Genomic DNA, 17,313 nt, shown 5'->3' with positions numbered 1-17,313 from the left:
AGCACCTTATATCGGATCGTTAGGCAATGGCGGCAACCGGTGTTGCGCGGATACCCAACGCATGGCAAATGGCATAGGTCAGTTCGGCACGGTTCAGGGTATAAAAATGGAAATCCGTTACCCCTTCGGCCATCAGGCCCTGAACCTGGGAAATGGATTCGTGAAACGCCACCATACGGCGGGTGTCGGGGTCTTCATCCAGCCCGTCAAAGCTGTGATGCAGGCGCTGTGGCACATTTGCCCCGCACATCCCGGCAAATTTTAGCAACGCGCCAAAATTGGTAACCGGCAAAATACCCGGCACGATGGGCGCGGTAATACCGGCCTTGTCGCATTTGTCGCGAAAGCGCAAAAACACGTCGTTGTCAAAAAAGAACTGGGTAATGGCCCGGTCGGCCCCGGCATCAAACTTGCGTTTCAGATAATCAATTTCAAAATCGGCATTCGGTGCATCGGGGTGGGTTTCGGGATAGGCCGATACCGAAATATCAAAATCCTCGATCTTTTTCAGCCCCGCAACCAGATCAACGGCATAGTCATACCCGCCCGGGGTTGGCACATAGGTATCACCGGCATCGGGCAAATCGCCGCGCAGGGCCACAATGGAACGAATACCTTCATTCCAATAGGTGTGCGCAATGCGTTCAATTTCATCGCGGGTATGACCAACGCAGGTTAAATGGGCGGCGGCCGGAATGCCGGTTTCGCGTTGAATACGGGTGACACTGGCATGGGTGCGATCCCGGGTGGAGCCACCAGCCCCATACGTTACCGACACAAAAGATGGTGCCAGAGGTGCCAGACGGTGGATCGAACGCCACATGGTTTCTTCCATTTTTTCCGTTTTAGGCGGAAAAAATTCAAAGGAAACCCGCAAATCACGCCCGACAGGGGCGGTTTTTTGTGTGTTCTGGTGTTGAACCGTCATCATCGTCTACCTTGTGTTCTGTCGCCCCTGGCGGGCACTACGCGTTCTTGTTACCGGGCTGGCACCGGTAAATTGGCGCCCATCCCGGAAAATTCCATTCAAGCCATCAGATCGAATAATTTGCCTGATGGCAGGTTTCGATTAAATTCGGACTTCATTCTGCGGCCTCACCCGCTGCATTTTCGCGGGCCTTACCCGTCACAACAGCGGGCTTTTCCGCCCCGGCATGACCACACCACAACCGCACGGTCAGGGGTTTGCCAGGTAAATTCACCACGTTATCCATGTTAAGATGCGATTTTACAAACCAGTCCTTCATCGCCGCATCATCAAAGCCCAAACGGCGATGGGCGTGCTGTTCGCGCAATTCTTCCTGATCATGGGTGGCAAAATCAACCACCAGCAATATCCCCCCCGGTGCCAGCAAACGTGCGGCTTCGGCGATGGCAGTTTCGGGTTTTTCGGCATAGTGCAAAACCTGATGCAATGTAATCACATCAAACGTCCCGTCCGGGTAAGGCAACTGATACATATCAGCCTGGCGCACCAGGCAATTTGCCAGCTCGGCCCGTTGCAGGCGCGCGCGCGCCACGGCCAGCATCTCGCGCGACATATCAACACCAACGCCTTCGGCAGCCGTCTTGCCCAGCAATTCCAGCACCCGCCCGGTGCCAGTGCCAATATCAAGAATGCGTTTCCCGGCAAGGTCGCCCAGTGCCGACAAAAGGGCGGTTTCAACTTCGGCCTCATCAATATGCAAGGACCGAATCGTATCCCAGTCGGCAGCATTGGCACGGAAATATTCGGTCGCCACCTGTTCGCGCTGCTTTTTCACCTGATCAAGGCGGGTTCGATCCAATGACAGGGTTTCGTCATTTTCGGGCAACAGCCGCAGCACCGGCGTTACCAGTTCCGCCCCCGGACCACTGTGCGGGGTTCGATAAAACACCCATGTACCTTCGCGAAACCGCACCAAAAGCCCGGCTTCACATAACAACTTCAAATGGCGCGAAACCCGCGGCTGGCTTTGGCCTATGATCTGGGTAATTTCGCTAACGGTAAGTTCGCATTCGGCGCAAATGGCCAGCAGCCGCAATCGCGTGGCTTCTGCCGCTGCGCGCAATCCTGCCAATACCTGATCCATAACGCCCTCCTGTTTCCTCATGCATATATAAAGATATGTTTATGTCTTATCAAGAGATAAATCACCCCTAACCTAAAGAAGTGTGACTTAAATGCCATAGCCCGGAGGATAGTCTGCTACAGTTTTTTTGATGTATGGTGTTTAAAGGCTCCATATGCTAACCACATGATATACGGGGCATATGCGGTATCGCAGGATGCAGATTTACAGGGGCCGGGGTTGCAAGAGCAACAACCTCGCTTAAATCAGTATCCGGGGATACAGCCGGGGGCCTTCAAATTGGTATTGTAAACCGTTGGCGAAAAGAATGAATCTGAAAAGCATACGGGCACTTTGTGTTGGGGCATCGCTGTCCGTTTTGACGGCGTGCGCGTCCACCCAACCGGCGCAAGACCAGACGGTATTTGATCCGATCGAGCCGGTTAACCGCGTCGTTCATAACCTTAATGGTGCTGTCGATTTCCTGATCCTGTATCCGGCAGCAATGTGGTATGGCGATATTGCACCACAACCTGTTAAAAATTCCGTCCGAAGTTTCGCCAATAACCTTGGCGAACCGATTAATGCTGTTAACGCATTGTTCCAGGGCGACCCGGACCAGGCGGTAGCCTCGTTGCAGCGTTTCATCGTGAACTCGACGATCGGGCTTCTGGGCTTTAACGACGTTGCCACCGAATTTGGCATTCCCTATCGCGACGAAGATTTCGGCCAGACACTGGCCCATTACGGTGTCGGGGCTGGCCCCTATATTGTATTGCCGCTGTTTGGTCCGTCCAACCTGCGCGATACCACAGGCCTTGTCACCGATTACCTGATGAACCCGTTCACCTATGGTGCAGATAACAGCGACAAGATTGCTGTTGGCTATTATGGTGGTATGGTTGGCGGCGCCATTGATTCGCGTTACCGTAACAACGAAAATATCGAACAGCTGAAGCAATCTTCGCTGGATTATTATGCGGCCCTGCGCAGCCTGTACCGTCAACACCGGAACAGTGTTATCCGCAATGGTGGCCCCGTCATGAATGACGATCAAAATAATGCCATGAATGCCTCGTTTGATTTCGATGACTCAGACGCCCCGGCAGGAGACAAATGAAACACATACATGGACGAATTCTGGTCGCTGGCCTGATGATGGCTTCGGCAGCGGTTTACATTCCTTTTGGGCAAACCGCCCAGGCAGCCGCTTCGCAGCCCGCAGGCACCCAGAACATTCTGGAAGTTGCAGCAACCCAGGACCCCAGCGATTTTATTCGCGGACTGGGTGACGAAGCCATTTCAGAACTGGCAGGCGACAAGGTTGACGATAGCAGCCGTCAGGACCGCTTTATCAACCTGATGGACAAATATTTCAAAATGGACCAGGTGGCCCGTTTTGTCCTTGGCCGTTACTGGCGCAATCTTTCTGAACAGGAACTGGGCGAATTTGCCAGCCTGCTTCAGAAATATCTGGCCCTGAACTATGCCAGCAAGTTTAAGGATTTCGACGGCGAAAAATTTGTCGTTGGTGATTCCAGCCAGAACAAAAAAGACATTTTCGTCAATTCGCAGGTCGTGCGCCCCGACGGTCCGCCCGTCAAAATCGTTTGGCGCCTGCGCGAATTTGACGGCAATCTGCGCATCATTGATGTGTCGATTGAAGGCATTAGCATGGGCATCACCCAGCGCGACGAGTTCGCCTCGGTGATCCAGCAAAATGGCGGCAAGGTTCAGGCTCTGACCGACCTTTTAAAAGAAAAGACCGGCAGCAATTAATCCTGTTGCAGGCTGTTTTCAGCCCGCACGTGATAATTTTCTGTGGTTTCGATCAAAAGGCTCGCCCGCTTCGTGCTGGCGGGCCTTTTTCACAGGCGACGGCTAAAACGTCGTCCGCGCACATTTGGCAAGGCACAGGCCGGACGACAAACTGTGTGGGCAGAAGGCTTCAGTTACTACGGATATTGCGGTTTTAGCTGGCGGTTAATATTCCCATGGCACGGGCATATTTCGACGACAGACGTTGCGCTTCAACAGGGTTTACGGCGCGCAAGGCGTCAAGTTTTGCCATATTGTGGCGCATATCCGCGACTTTAACGATTCTGGCCAAATCATTTTTCTGCACGCGCGGCAAATAATCATCGAAATAATCTTCACCCTTGCGCCGCGTCATTCCTTCAACCCCGCCGCGGATAGTCGAACCAAACGTTTCTTCAATCTGCTCAAGCGTAACCGAAGTATCCTCAACAATATCATGAAGCCACGCAACGGTTTCAGCTTCTGTTCCATGACTGCTGGCGCGTTTTGCCACATCAGAAACATGGTCGATATAAGCACGCCCCAGTTTGTCGACCTGCCCTTCATGGTGGCGTATCGCCCATTCCCGCGCCACTGCGATCAGATTATCCGCCGAAAGCATGTTTAGCCTCCTTTCCACAAAAAGATATTTCCGTGCGGCCCTTTATACCAAAGCACGTTGATCAAAACCGATCAACGTGGCCTTCGGTCGGCACGCGGTACCGGTATGCCCGATATCTCAACAAGTTATTGGCGTAGAATACCCCGTAAATACAGGCACCCTTATCACCATTCATCTTGCATAACCTTCGGTTAGGGCAAATTGATGGTCAACATCCCCCTTCCCAAAAGCCATCCGGCACATTCCCCAAACAAAAAGGCCACCCGGTGATTTCCGGGTGGCCTTTAAAGCGTAATACCGTTTGAAACGGAATTAACCTCGCGTCAGCGGCTTGTATTTAATGCGGTGCGGGCGGGTGGCCTCTTCACCGTAACGGCGTTTGTAATCGGCTTCATATTCCTGATAGTTGCCTTCGAACCATTCGACATGCGAATTGCCTTCGTAAGCCAGGATGTGGGTTGCAATACGGTCAAGGAAGAACCGGTCATGCGAGATAACCACAGCGCAACCGGCAAATTCCAGCAAGGCTTCTTCAAGCGCACGCAAAGTATCAACGTCAAGATCGTTGGTCGGTTCGTCAAGCAGCAGGACATTCGCGCCAGTCTTGAGCATCTTGGCAAGGTGAACACGGTTACGTTCACCCCCTGAAAGCTGACCGACTTTTTTCTGCTGGTCGGCCCCTTTAAAGGCAAACTGCGAGACATACGCCCGCGAGTTCATCGGGCGTTTGCCCAGCAAAATTTCGTCAAGCCCGTCGGAAACTTCCTGCCAAACGGTTTTGTCGGGGTCCAGCGCATCACGCGACTGGTCAACATAACCAAGTTTAACGGTTTCACCAATTTTCAACGTTCCGGCATCCGGGGTTTCTGCGCCGGTGATCATTTTAAACAGGGTGGTTTTACCCGCCCCGTTCGGGCCAATCACCCCAACGATACCACCCGGCGGCAGACGGAAATCAAGGCCTTCAAACAACAGTTTGTCTTCAAACGCCTTGCTTACGCCCTCGGCTGTAATAACTTCATTGCCCAGACGTTCAGAAATCGGGATGGCGATTTTGGCCGAATCCGGTGCCGCATTGGCCGCCTGTGCAACCAGTTCGTCATAAGCACGGACACGGGCCTTGGATTTCGCCTGACGCCCTTTGGGGTTCTGACGGATCCAGTCCAGTTCCTCGGCCAGCTGTTTCTGGCGGTTCCCTTCCTGGCGGCTTTCCTGCGCCATGCGCTTCTGTTTTTGTTCCAGCCACGAAGAATAGTTGCCTTCGTAAGGAATGCCCTGCCCGCGATCAAGCTCAAGGATCCAGCCCGTGACGTTATCAAGGAAGTAACGATCGTGGGTGACCAGCACAACAGTGCCTTCGTAATCTTCAAGGTGACGTTCCAGCCACGCAACAGATTCGGCGTCCAGATGGTTGGTCGGTTCGTCAAGCAGCAGCATGTCAGGCTTGGAAAGCAACAAGCGACACAGCGCAACACGGCGACGTTCGCCCCCCGAAAGCAGGCTGACATCGGAATCCTTGGGCGGGCAGCGCAGCGCATCCATGGCAATTTCCAGGGTCCGTTCCAGATCCCAGCCATTGGCGGCATCGATACGTTCCTGAAGTTCACCCTGCTCGGCCAGCAGGTTGTTCATTTCGTCATCGTCCATCGGTTCGGCGAACCTGGCGCTGATTTCATTGAACCGCGCCAGATCGTCAACAATCTGGCCGCAACCTTCCATCACATTGCCCAGAACATCCTTGTCCGGGTTCAGATGGGGTTCCTGTTCCAGGTAGCCAACGCGCACGCCATCGGCGGCCCAGGCTTCGCCGCCATATTCTTTTTCAATGCCGCCCATGATCTTGAGCAGGGTGGATTTACCGGCACCGTTGTTACCCAAAACGCCAATTTTGACGCCTGGCAGGAAGGACAGCGTGATGCCCTTGAACAATTCACGCCCGGCAGGAAGGACTTTGGTCAGGTCCTTCATGACGAAGATATACTGATAGGATGCCATTAAATTCCCCATCCAAAATGAACCGCGCCCCACACGGGTGGGGCAAATATCGTGCGCCGTTTGTAACCGAGCTGCCATCGACAAACAACGGCAAAGAAGCAAAACCGCCCTTTTGCGCCCCCATAGCAGGCATGTGCGGCGACAAAAGACCGATTCCCGAACACATCAGGCCACAAAACTATGCCTGATCTGGTATTTAAGGGCCAATGCGCAACCATACCGGCCATAAATTGCCCGAACCGCCCCTGCGCTGCCCCCTTCCCCCACCAGACTTTGGTCGCATATCCATCCCTGCCTGGCACATCTTGTATCAGCGCAAACCGCATAATTCCGCCGCTTTTACCCAGCCTGCGCGCCCGGCACCGGCAGTTAACCCGGGTTATTCGACTAAGGGTTATCTTATGAGGGCGACACAAAGCTGGTAGGAAAATTTCGTGGCACGTCGCGCAACCTGCGCGATTGCCCCGGCAAATTTCAAAAAGTCCGGGTGCGCAAAATTTGCGGCCAAACCCGGCGCGGGAAGGTTCACATCCGAGGAAGGAGACGCGCAATGGACGACAAATCCGGCGCAGAATACTGGAGACGCAACGTCAAACTGGTTCTGACCCTGCTGGTCATCTGGTTTGTGGTCTCTTACGGTTTTGGCATTCTGTTTGTTGATGCCCTCAATACCATCACGTTCGCAGGTTTTCAGCTTGGTTTCTGGTTTGCCCAGCAAGGATCGATCTATGTGTTTGCGATTCTGATCTTCGTCTATGTCCGGCAAATGAACAAACTGGACCGGGAATTCAACGTTCGAGAAGACGAATAGGCCCATATCGGCTGTTTGTATTGGGGAGCTTTCAAATGGATCTTACGACCCTGACATATATTGCCGTGGGGCTTAGCTTTGCGCTTTATATTGGTATTGCCATCTGGGCAAAGGCCAGCACCACGGGCGAATTTTACGTGGCCGGTTCCGGGGTAAACCCGGTTGTGAACGGCATGGCCACTGCGGCCGACTGGATGTCGGCGGCATCGTTTATTTCAATGGCGGGCCTGATTGCGTTTCTGGGCTATGGCGGATCGGTTTATCTGATGGGCTGGACAGGCGGCTATTGCCTGCTGGCAATGTTACTGGCGCCCTATTTGCGCAAATACGGCAAATTCACCGTTCCGGAATTTATTGGCGACCGGTTTTATTCCAGAACCGCCCGTATTGTTGCCGTGGTTTGCCTGATCTTTATTTCCTTCACCTACGTTGCCGGGCAAATGCGCGGCGTCGGTATTGTGTTTTCCCGCTTCCTTGAAGTCGACATCCTGACCGGCCTGATCATTGGTATGGGCATTGTCTTTATCTATGCCGTTCTGGGCGGCATGAAGGGCGTAACCTATACCCAGGTCGCGCAATATTGCGTGCTGATCGTGGCCTACACTGTTCCGGCAATTTTCATTGCCTTTCAGCTGACCGGCAACCCGATCCCGCAACTGGCATTTGGTTCTACCGTTAATGGCACCGGCGATTTCATGCTGGAACGTTTAAACCAGGTCGTTACCGAACTGGGCTTTCTGGAATATACAACCACCAGCAAATCCACGATCGACATTTTTGCCATTACCCTGGCGTTGATGGTGGGTACAGCCGGTTTGCCGCACGTTATTGTTCGCTTCTTTACCGTACCAAAAGTGCGCGATGCCCGGTCATCCGCCGGTTGGGCGCTGGTTTTTATTGCCATTTTGTACACCACCGCCCCGGCAGTTGGCGCAATGGCCCGCCTGAACCTGACGCAAACCGTGCAAACCGGCCCGGTTGGTGCGGAAGACGGCAACCTTGTTTTCGAACAACGCCCCGACTGGATGAAACGCTGGGAATCCACCGGTCTTTTGTCCTTTGAAGACAAAAACGGCGATGGCAAAATTCAGTATTACAACGATGCCAATGCCGAATTTGCCGCCAAAGCCGAACAATATGGCTGGAAAGGCAATGAGTTAAAGGTCGATAATGACATTATGGTGCTGGCCAACCCGGAAATTGCGCAGTTGCCCAACTGGGTGATTGCCCTGGTGGCAGCCGGTGGTATTGCCGCCGCCCTCTCAACCGCAGCCGGCTTGTTATTGGTGATTTCATCCAGCATTTCGCATGACTTGCTTAAAAGCACCTTTACCCCCGATATGACCGAAAAACAGGAACTGTTAACCGGCCGTATTGCCGCCGCCGTTGCCATCGGCATTGCCGGGTATCTTGGCTATAACCCGCCCGGCTTTGTGGCCCAGGTGGTCGCCTTTGCCTTTGGTCTGGCCGCTGCTTCGCTGTTCCCGGTTATCATCATGGGGATTTTCTCGAAGAAAATTAACCGTGAAGGTGCCATTGCCGGGATGCTGACAGGGCTTGTTTTCACCATGGGGTATATCATTACCTATAAGGGTGTTTTCATTGCCCCGATCCTGCCCAATACCGCTGAATACTGGCTGCTTGGCATTTCGCCCGAAGGTATCGGCGCGGTTGGCATGGTGCTTAACTTTGCCGTGGCCTTTGCGGTATCGAAAGTAACCGCCGAACCGCCGCAACGCATTCAGGATATGGTCGAACATATCCGCGTTCCCAAAGGGGCCGGTGCCGCAATCGACCATTAATCTGACTGGCTGAAATTTTTTAACCAGATCCATCAGGACCCCCGGCATGTCAAAGACGGCCGGGGGTCTTTTACATTAGGGTTTAACGGAACAATCTGGCATCCTTGCCAAACCGTTTTGCAACCGGGGAATGACATGAGCCTTGAACTTAAAGATATCCGCGATTTTCTGGCCGCCCATCACCCGTTCGATCTGCTGCCTGATGCCGACCTGGACCAGATTCCGGCCCGGTTGACTGCGCGGTATTTTCGCAAGGGATCTGTCATTTTACAGCCCGATATTACCTGCCTGCATTTACACATTGTGCGTACAGGCGCGGTTGAAACGCAGTCCCCCGACGGGCATTTGCTAGCCCGGTTGTCAGAAGGCGAATGTTTTGGCGTACGCGCCATGTTTCGCGGCGGCAAGGCGGCCAACCGCATTACCGCCATTGAAGACACGCTGGTTTACCAGTTGCCCGAAAGCGATTTTCACGAACTGGCGCGCAAACACCCGCAATTTGCCTATTTCTTTGAATTGATGGGCGGCGCACGCCTGCGTGGCGGCATGCAAATGGCCGAGGACCGCGACGAAGACCAGCTAAAACTGATGAGCCTTCAGGTCAGCGACCTGATTGCCCGCGATGTTGTCAGCCTGCCGCAAAGTGCAACCCTGCGCGAAGTTGGCCAGCATATGAGCAAGGAACGGGTTTCCTGCCTGCTTTTAACCGATGATAGCGGCAAAATTGCCGGGATCATCACCGATCGCGATTTACGCAACCGGGTGGTTGCGCTGGGCATGGATTATGCCACCCCTGCCGCCGATATCATGACCCGCGACCCGATTTCAATTACCCCCGATGCCTATGCCTTTGATGCATTACTGACCATGACACAGCATAACATTCGCCATTTACCGGTGGTTGCTGCCGGGGGCGACACCCCGGTGGGCGTTATTACCACCACCAACCTGTTAATGCGCCAATCCCTGTCTGCCGTTTATATGGCCGGGCAAATCAGCAAAATGGATACCGCCGATGACATGGCAGGTGTTATTGCGCAAATCCCCGAATTACTGCGCCAGTTAATTGATGCCGGGGCAACATCGCAAAATGCCGGGCATATCGTGACCACCCTGGCCGATACGGTAACGTCACGCCTTTTGGAACTGGCGGAAAAGAAATTTGGCCCCCCGCCCGTTCCCTATGTTTGGCTGGCGGGTGGATCACAAGGGCGACAGGAACAAACAGCAATATCGGATCAGGATAACTGCCTGATACTTGATGATTCGTACGATGCCGGGCGTCATGGCGATTATTTCCGCGATCTGGCCAATTTTGTCTGCGATGGGCTTAACACCGCAGGCTACGTTTACTGCCCCGGCGAGATGATGGCAAAAACCGACAAGTGGCGCCAGCCGGTGGCGACATGGCACCAGTATTTCACCAACTGGATCCAAACCCCCGAACCCAAAGCCCTGATGTTATGTTCGGTCTGGTTTGATTTGCGCCCGATCTATGGCAAGGCGTCGCTTTACGAACAGTTACACCGCCAGATTGTACCAATGGCATCGGGCAACCGCATTTTTCTGGCTTTCATGGTTGGTAACGCCCAAAGCCATCAGGTGCCGTTGGGGTTTTTCCGCAATTTTGTCATGATCCGGGGTGGCGAACATGACCGGACGTTGGACATGAAACACAGTGGTGTGGTGCCAATTGTTGATATTGCCCGCATTCATGCGTTGGGCAATGGCATTGCGGCAGTTAACACCAGCAGCCGGTTACAGGCTGCCATTCATACATCCTCGATCAGTGCGCAAGGGGCGCGCGATTTGATGGATGCCTATGAATTTATCAGCATCACGCGGTTAAAACATCAGGTTGCGCAAATTCGCTCTGGCGACCGGCCCGATAATTTTTTGCGCCCCGAAAGCCTGTCGGCGTTCGAGCGGAGCCACCTGAAGGATGCCTTTAACGTGATAAAAACGCTGCAAACTGCCCTTGAAAGCAGCTTTGGCAAAAGTGGCACCTGACAAGCAGCGCAAAGCACACAGGATACAATATGGGTCTGCACGAAAAGATACTCGACAGTCAGGTTTATCGCCGCTGGAACCGCAAGCGCGCAACCGGCCCGCTGGCGCAATTTTACGATATTGCCCCGGTCGCACCGGAACGACGAATTTCCGATATTGAATTTGTCGCGCTGGATCTGGAAACCACCGGGCTGAACCCGAAACGCGATGAAATTATCAGTGTTGGCTGGGTATTGATCCGCAATCGCGGGGTTGATTTTTCAAGCGCGCAGCATTTTCTGGTGCGCCCGACCAAAGATGTGACCGAAAGTTCTGCTGTTATTCATGGTATTCTTGACAGTCACCTTGCCGATGCCCCCGATATTGAAACCGTGCTGCGCCAGCTATTGCCGGTTTTGGCCGGGCGCGTATTGCTGGCCCACCACGCCCCCATTGAACTTGGTTTTTTGGGGCGGGCCTGCAAAAAACTGTATGGGGCATCGCTGCAATTACCAACGGTAGATACACTGGTATTGGCGCTACGCGATATTCACCGCCAGGGCATCCCGTTTAAAAGCGGGGCGTTAAAGCTGCAAAACCTGCGCAAATTGCACAATTTACCGCCCTATCGCGCCCACAATGCCCTGACCGATGCCATCGCCACCGCCGAGCTTTTTTTGGCCCAGATCAACAAGCGTGATGCTAAAGGCGAACTTGAGCTGGACCGTGTCCTGAGATAACCCATAAGGACAAATTCACCCTAGCACCAAAGGGCGCGGCATTATGTTTGTCTTTATCTTTACCACCATTGTGGTTGGCTTTGCCTGTGCCGGTTTTATCATGCTGGGGTTTCGTCTGGGCGGGCGCAAGGCGCCGAAATACCTGATCCCGCTGACTGCGGCCCTGGGTATGTTTGGCTATATGATTTGGGATGATTACAGCTGGTTTGACCGGGTGTCATCGCGCCTGCCGCAACAGGTGAAAATCACCCAAACCTATGTCACCACCGCACCTTACAAACCCTGGACCTTGCTGGTCGCGCCGGTAAACCGGTTTAGTGCCATTGACGGTGATAAAACCATTACCAACCCGGCCAATACCGCCCAAAAACAGATCACTACAATTTATCTGCAAAAAGGCCACCTTACCAGGGCCACCACCCGCCTGATCGATTGCGATACCCGACTGGCAAGCTTTATCACCCGCGACACAGCACTTGATAGCAATGGTTTTCCAACACAGATTGACGATGCAAAACCGTTGGAAAGCAACGACCCCGCCCTGATTTATGCCTGCCAGTAACGGACGCGAATGTTATATCCCAACCCGATTTTATGGCATCTCAATCACGATCTTGCCAAACGGCCCCTGGTTCAGCCGGTCCAGGGCGGCGGGTAAATCTTCAAGCTGGTAACGTTGATCTATGACCGGTTTGATTTTTGCCTGATCGACCGCGCGGACAAGTTTTTCCAGGGCAAATCGATGCCCCGTGCCGATCCCGTAGACCGTCAGGTCTTTTAGCAAAATCGGCATAAGGGGCGAAGAAATCTCGAACCCCTCCAGCGCGCCGATCTGATAAATATGCCCGCCAACCGCTGCCAGTTCAACAGCACGGCCAAGGTGCGATCCACCTACCATTTCCAGCACATGGTCTGCGCCATAATCGCCGGTAATCTTCAGAACAGCCTCAACCAGATCGTCGTTATGCCGGTCAATAACATGGTCGGCCCCCAATGCCTGTGCGCGGGCAAGTTTGCCCGCACTGCCCGAAACAATGACATTCGCCCCGTGTAATTTGGCGATTTGAAGACCAAACAATGCCACCCCGCCCGTTCCTTCAACCAGAACAATATCGCCTGGCTTTACACAGCCCCGACACGTTAGCGCAAACCACGCCGTAAGCCCGGCGCAGGGCAAGGTGCTGGCCTGTGCCGCATCAAGGCTGGCGGGTGCCGCCACGAACCAGTCCGCCGGAAGCGCAATATATTGTGCCAGCACACCGGGATAATACCCGCCCAGCGTTTTATAGGATGGTGTCCGGGCATTGCCACTGCGCGTGCCATCTTTCCAGTCCGGGGTAAAGGTGGAAATAACGGCATCGCCCACGTCAAACCGGTCAACATCCTGCCCCACCGCAACGACGCTTCCGGCCATATCGGACCCCGGCGTAAACGGAAAAGAAAGCGGCAACCCGCGGCCATTTTCCATCACCATTTTATCGCGATAGTTCAGTGAAACCGCTTTCACTTTTACCAGAACCTCGCCGCGCGCCGGTTGCGGAACCGGAACATCGCGCAGTTCCAAAAACTGCCGCCCGATCTCGTCCATTTCCCAGCGTTTCATTGTTTCTGCCATCAGGTGCTCCATGTTCATAATCACTGAAATGCTGTTGTGTTGCGGCGACAACAGCAGGGACCGAACAATTTTGCACAATTGATTATAGACGATAATCCGTTATAATTTTTACTATTTACTGAACAGGATTCATTAATATGAAAGGCACCGAATTTGCGGAACTGAGCGCCTTTATGGCCGTTACCCGCGAACGAAGTTTTCGCAAGGCAGCACAGTTGCTTGGTCTGACGCCCTCTGCGTTAAGCCATACCATTCGGTCGCTGGAGGAACGCCTTGGTGCAAGGCTGTTAAACCGGACAACCCGCAGCGTCGCCCCGACACAGGCCGGTCAAACCCTGTTTGAGCGACTGGGCCCCGCCTTTCAGGACATTGAAGGGGCGGTTAAAGACGTAGGGGCGTTTCAAACACAGCCCCGCGGCACAGTTCGTCTTAACCTGCCCCGGTTGGCGGTTCATCGTGTTATCACCCCTATATTGGGCGATTTTACAACTGCGTATCCTGATATTCAGCTTGATTTGGTGATTGATGACAACATCACAGATGTGGTGGCAAAGGGGTTTGATGCGGGCATTCGATCCGGCGAGCTTATATCTCAAGATATGATCGCGGTTAAACTGACACCGGATTTACGCATGGCCGTTGTCGGATCGGCGCACTATTTTCAAAAGCACACTATTCCGCAAAAACCGGCCGACCTTAACAATCATTCCTGTGTCAGCTATCGCTGGAACGAAACCGGCACCCTTTATCCGTGGCGATTTAACAACAAAGAACAATCTTTTGACGTTAAGGTTTCGCAATCGGTTACGGTGAATGACATCGACATTTTATGTGAAGCGGCCCTTCAGGGTGTCGGCCTTGCCCTGCTTCCTGAAAGTTTTGTTCAACCCCACATTAACATTGGCAACCTTGTCAGAGTCCTTGAGGACTGGTGCCAGCCCTTTGCCGGTTTTTACCTTTATTATCCCGACAAACCGCACATGCCGGCTGCCCTGCGGGCTTTTATTAATTTTGTAAAATTATCGCGCCGCCTGGATAAACCCGCCTGACACATCATCATGGAAAAATATGAACCGCGACAATGATGGCTTACCGGTTTTAGGTTCTTGACGCATCGTTATATTCAATGAAATATAGCGATGCGTTTTTATAGTGGAGTTATCCGATGTCGTCGTATCTGCCCCGTTTCATCGTACGCGTTACCGCCGCCATCGGCCTTTTGGCGCTGCCTGGCATGGCCCAGGCCGAAGATATTACCGTATTCGCCGCCGCCAGCCTTACAGATGCGATGGGCGAAGTTGCCAAAGCCTATGAAAAACAACACCAGAACGACCATGTGAGGTTGTCATTTGCCAGTTCTTCCACACTGGCCCGCCAGATTTCAGCAGGAGGACCGGCTGAGATTTTTATCTCGGCCAATGAAAAATGGATGGACTGGTTATCGGACCAGGACATGATCGAAGCAAACACCCGTCGCGACCTGTTGGGGAACTCGCTGGTGCTGATCGCCCCAACTGATGGCGACACAAGCGACGTGATCCTTGAAAACGGCAGCGACCTGACATCGTTGATCGGCCCGGATGACCGCATTGCCATTGGCGACCCGGACCATGTACCAGCCGGAATTTATGGCAAACAGGCCCTGGTGCATTTGGGGATGTGGGACAAAACCGAACCCCGCCTGGCGCGCGCCGACAATGTGCGTGCAGCCCTGGCCCTGGTGGAACGCGGCGAAGCGCCGTTGGGCATTGTTTACGGTACCGATGCCGCGATCAGCAAGGGCGTGAAAGTCATTGCGACTTTCCCGGCAAACAGCCATCCTGCTATTACATATCCGGTTGCAATAACAAAAGACATGGAAAGCCCGGCTTCTACCCGCCTGATGGCATTTTTAAAATCATCAACGGCAAGCACCATTTTTGCCAATTACGGCTTCACCTTGCCAAAGAAATAACACACAGGCCCATGACGACCATGATGCTGTCGCCTGCCGAAATTGATGCCTTGATGCTAAGCCTGAAAATTGCAGCGGTCGCAGTGACGGGGGCGTTACCTCTTGCCATTGCGGCGGCCTGTCTTTTGACATTCGGGCGCTTTCCCGGCCGTTTTTTAATTGATGCAATTGTGCATTTACCCCTTATTTTACCGCCCGTGGTAATGGGGTATTTGCTGCTTATCAGTTTTGGTACTCGCGCGCCAATCGGCGCATGGTTGTTGCATAACTTTGACATTCGCCTTGTTTTTAGCTGGACGGGCGCAGCATTGGCCGCCGGAATTGTCAGCTTTCCCTTTCAGGTCCGCGCCATTCGCATTGCCCTGGAAAACATCGATCCCGGCCTGCATCAGGCCGCTGAAACACTGGGGGCCGGGCCGGTTGACCGGTTTATCAATTTAACGCTGCCCCTTGCCCTGCCCGGCATTATCGCCGGCGCCATTACGGCTTTTAGTGCCAGTCTGGGCGAATTTGGCGCCATTATTACCTTTGTATCCAACATTCCAGGCGAAACCCGCACATTACCCCTGGCAATTTATACCGCCATTCAAACACCGGGGGGGGAATTGGCAGCTGCACGGCTGGCGGCCCTTTCCATCGGCCTGGCATTATGCGGGTTGATCATTTCGGAAATGATGATGCGGGGCATTCGCCAGAAACTGATGGGCCAGGCCCGGCCATGACACTGCAAATCGATATTCGCCACAAAATTGGCGCGCTGCACCTTGATGCCTGTTTTAATGTGGATCGCCCCGGCATTACCGCCCTGTTTGGACCATCGGGCAGCGGTAAAACAACGCTGATCAACGCTATTGCGGGGCTGATCCGCCCCGATCACGGCACCATAACCCTTAATGACAGCGCGGTTTTTGACCGTAAAAACAACATTCATCTACCGCCACGCAAACGCCGCGTCGGATATGTGTTTCAGGATGCACGGCTGTTTCCCCATTTATCGGTGCGCAAAAACCTTTATTTCGCCCATCGTCGATCGCCCAACCCGCTGCCCGATAGCGAAATAGACGCGATTATAACCATGCTGGGTATTGGCGGGTTATTGTCACGACGGCCGGCAAAACTGTCTGGCGGGGAAAAACAGCGCATATCACTCGGTCGGGCCTTATTGGGAAACCCCGATATTCTGTTGCTTGACGAACCATTATCGGCGCTGGATCAGGCCCGCAAAAACGAAATCCTGCCTTATCTTGAAGCGCTTCGCGATCAGCGCCGCCTGCCAATTTTATATGTCAGCCACGCAATTGATGAAGTCGCCCGGCTGGCCGACAATATGGTGGTAATGGAAAATGGGCAGGTGCGTGCAAGCGGATCTGTGTTTGATATTCTCGCACGTACCGACCTTACCGCGCTGACCGGGCAATTTGATACAGGTGCCGTTATTCCAGCAACTGTCACCGGGCATAACAAACAAGGCGGTATTTCCTATCTCGGATGTGCGGGACACCAGTTGATTGTGCCGTTATTGCCCCCGTCCCCGCTGGATCGGGATGCGGCACCGGACATGATTGCAAACCTGCCGCCCCGACAAACCCGGCTGCACATCCGCGCGCGCGACGTGATGATTGCCACAACCATCCCCGATGCGATAAGCGCCAATAATATTTTGCCAACCACCATTTTCGCCCTCACCCCGGTTACCCCTGACGGCATTGATGTGGCCTTGCGCCTTGGCCATAATCACAGCAATACAGAAAAACCCCTGACATCCCCTGTCATTCATGCCCGCATTACAGCATGGTCGGCACAAAGGCTGGATTTACAGTTAGGCCAGCAGGTTTATGCCATTATCAAATCGGTAACGGTTGATGGCAAAATGCGCGAAACCGACGCCTGAATATTTAAAGCACTTTTCCTTTCCAGGCGGCAGACTGCGCTGGCAA

The 17,313-nt window shown here is 53.5% G+C and carries 16 protein-coding genes; 11 read left to right on the top strand and 5 right to left on the bottom strand.

The window, feature by feature from the left end; translation table 11 throughout:
- Window positions 1-19 precede the first annotated feature (19 nt).
- Both metF and J4E05_RS14470 read right to left on the bottom strand, forming a co-directional pair.
- A complete protein-coding gene (metF, locus tag J4E05_RS14475) occupies window positions 20-931 on the bottom strand; it encodes a methylenetetrahydrofolate reductase (RefSeq protein ID WP_371455036.1) in 912 nt (303 codons plus the stop codon).
- Between the two features lie 151 nt (window positions 932-1,082).
- Complete coding sequence (locus J4E05_RS14470) at window positions 1,083-2,072, bottom strand: ArsR/SmtB family transcription factor (protein WP_349596804.1); 990 nt, start codon at window positions 2,070-2,072, stop codon at window positions 1,083-1,085.
- 307 nt (window positions 2,073-2,379) lie between these two features.
- Here J4E05_RS14470 and J4E05_RS14465 point away from each other — a divergent pair, with 307 nt between their 5' ends.
- Both J4E05_RS14465 and J4E05_RS14460 read left to right on the top strand, forming a co-directional pair.
- Complete coding sequence (locus tag J4E05_RS14465; RefSeq protein ID WP_085587947.1) at window positions 2,380-3,171, top strand: MlaA family lipoprotein; 792 nt, start codon at window positions 2,380-2,382, stop codon at window positions 3,169-3,171.
- Window positions 3,168-3,830 (top strand): MlaC/ttg2D family ABC transporter substrate-binding protein, encoded by a 663-nt coding sequence (locus J4E05_RS14460; RefSeq protein ID WP_349596801.1) that lies wholly within the window; start codon window positions 3,168-3,170, stop codon window positions 3,828-3,830. Before J4E05_RS14465 ends, J4E05_RS14460 begins: the two co-directional genes overlap by 4 nt.
- Before the next feature lie 193 nt (window positions 3,831-4,023).
- Here the strand turns inward: J4E05_RS14460 and J4E05_RS14455 are convergent, their stop codons facing one another.
- Together J4E05_RS14455 and ettA are read right to left on the bottom strand one after the other, a co-directional pair.
- The gene (locus tag J4E05_RS14455; protein WP_349596798.1) at window positions 4,024-4,470 is read right to left on the bottom strand and encodes an HD domain-containing protein; all 447 of its coding nucleotides are present in this window, start codon (window positions 4,468-4,470) and stop codon (window positions 4,024-4,026) included.
- 312 nt (window positions 4,471-4,782) lie between these two features.
- A complete protein-coding gene (ettA, locus tag J4E05_RS14450) occupies window positions 4,783-6,465 on the bottom strand; it encodes an energy-dependent translational throttle protein EttA (protein ID WP_085587951.1) in 1,683 nt (560 codons plus the stop codon).
- A 550-nt stretch (window positions 6,466-7,015) separates the two neighbouring features.
- Between ettA and J4E05_RS14445 the strand changes: the two genes are divergently transcribed.
- The 5 genes from J4E05_RS14445 (at window position 7,016) to J4E05_RS14425 (ending at window position 12,369) form a co-directional block, all read left to right on the top strand.
- Entirely contained in the window at window positions 7,016-7,276 is a 261-nt protein-coding gene (locus J4E05_RS14445; protein ID WP_085582639.1) for a DUF4212 domain-containing protein, read from the top strand.
- A 35-nt stretch (window positions 7,277-7,311) separates the two neighbouring features.
- Complete coding sequence (locus J4E05_RS14440) at window positions 7,312-9,078, top strand: sodium:solute symporter family protein (protein ID WP_085587955.1); 1,767 nt, start codon at window positions 7,312-7,314, stop codon at window positions 9,076-9,078.
- Between the two features lie 135 nt (window positions 9,079-9,213).
- The gene (locus J4E05_RS14435) at window positions 9,214-11,088 is read left to right on the top strand and encodes a DUF294 nucleotidyltransferase-like domain-containing protein (protein WP_349596793.1); all 1,875 of its coding nucleotides are present in this window, start codon (window positions 9,214-9,216) and stop codon (window positions 11,086-11,088) included.
- A gap of 29 nt (window positions 11,089-11,117) precedes the next feature.
- Entirely contained in the window at window positions 11,118-11,807 is a 690-nt protein-coding gene (locus J4E05_RS14430) for an exonuclease domain-containing protein (RefSeq protein WP_085587959.1), read from the top strand.
- A 43-nt stretch (window positions 11,808-11,850) separates the two neighbouring features.
- The gene (locus J4E05_RS14425; RefSeq protein ID WP_349596790.1) at window positions 11,851-12,369 is read left to right on the top strand and encodes a hypothetical protein; all 519 of its coding nucleotides are present in this window, start codon (window positions 11,851-11,853) and stop codon (window positions 12,367-12,369) included.
- Between the two features lie 30 nt (window positions 12,370-12,399).
- On the opposite strand, the gene J4E05_RS14420 is transcribed toward J4E05_RS14425, so the two are convergent.
- Window positions 12,400-13,422, bottom strand: a complete 1,023-nt coding sequence (locus J4E05_RS14420) for a zinc-dependent alcohol dehydrogenase family protein (RefSeq protein ID WP_349596788.1) — start codon at window positions 13,420-13,422, stop codon at window positions 12,400-12,402.
- A gap of 137 nt (window positions 13,423-13,559) precedes the next feature.
- Between J4E05_RS14420 and J4E05_RS14415 the strand changes: the two genes are divergently transcribed.
- From J4E05_RS14415 to modC, 4 genes are all read left to right on the top strand, one after another.
- Entirely contained in the window at window positions 13,560-14,471 is a 912-nt protein-coding gene (locus J4E05_RS14415; RefSeq protein WP_349596786.1) for a LysR family transcriptional regulator, read from the top strand.
- A 116-nt stretch (window positions 14,472-14,587) separates the two neighbouring features.
- Window positions 14,588-15,376, top strand: coding sequence for a molybdate ABC transporter substrate-binding protein (gene modA / locus J4E05_RS14410; protein ID WP_349596784.1), 789 nt, complete (start codon window positions 14,588-14,590; stop codon window positions 15,374-15,376).
- Between the two features lie 11 nt (window positions 15,377-15,387).
- Window positions 15,388-16,098: a molybdate ABC transporter permease subunit gene (gene modB / locus J4E05_RS14405; RefSeq protein WP_349596781.1), complete on the top strand. Its 711-nt coding sequence runs from the start codon at window positions 15,388-15,390 to the stop codon at window positions 16,096-16,098.
- On the top strand, window positions 16,095-17,267 hold the full coding sequence (gene modC / locus J4E05_RS14400; RefSeq protein WP_349596778.1) for a molybdenum ABC transporter ATP-binding protein: 1,173 nt from the start codon (window positions 16,095-16,097) through the stop codon (window positions 17,265-17,267). Before modB ends, modC begins: the two co-directional genes overlap by 4 nt.
- Window positions 17,268-17,313 lie beyond the last annotated feature (46 nt).

Source organism: Thalassospira sp. NFXS8 (genome assembly GCF_040148805.1).
In the GTDB taxonomy this organism is placed as follows: domain Bacteria; phylum Pseudomonadota; class Alphaproteobacteria; order Rhodospirillales; family Thalassospiraceae; genus Thalassospira.
The sequence above is the reverse complement of the archived record's forward strand: the minus strand, read 5'-3'. Positions and strand labels throughout refer to the sequence as shown.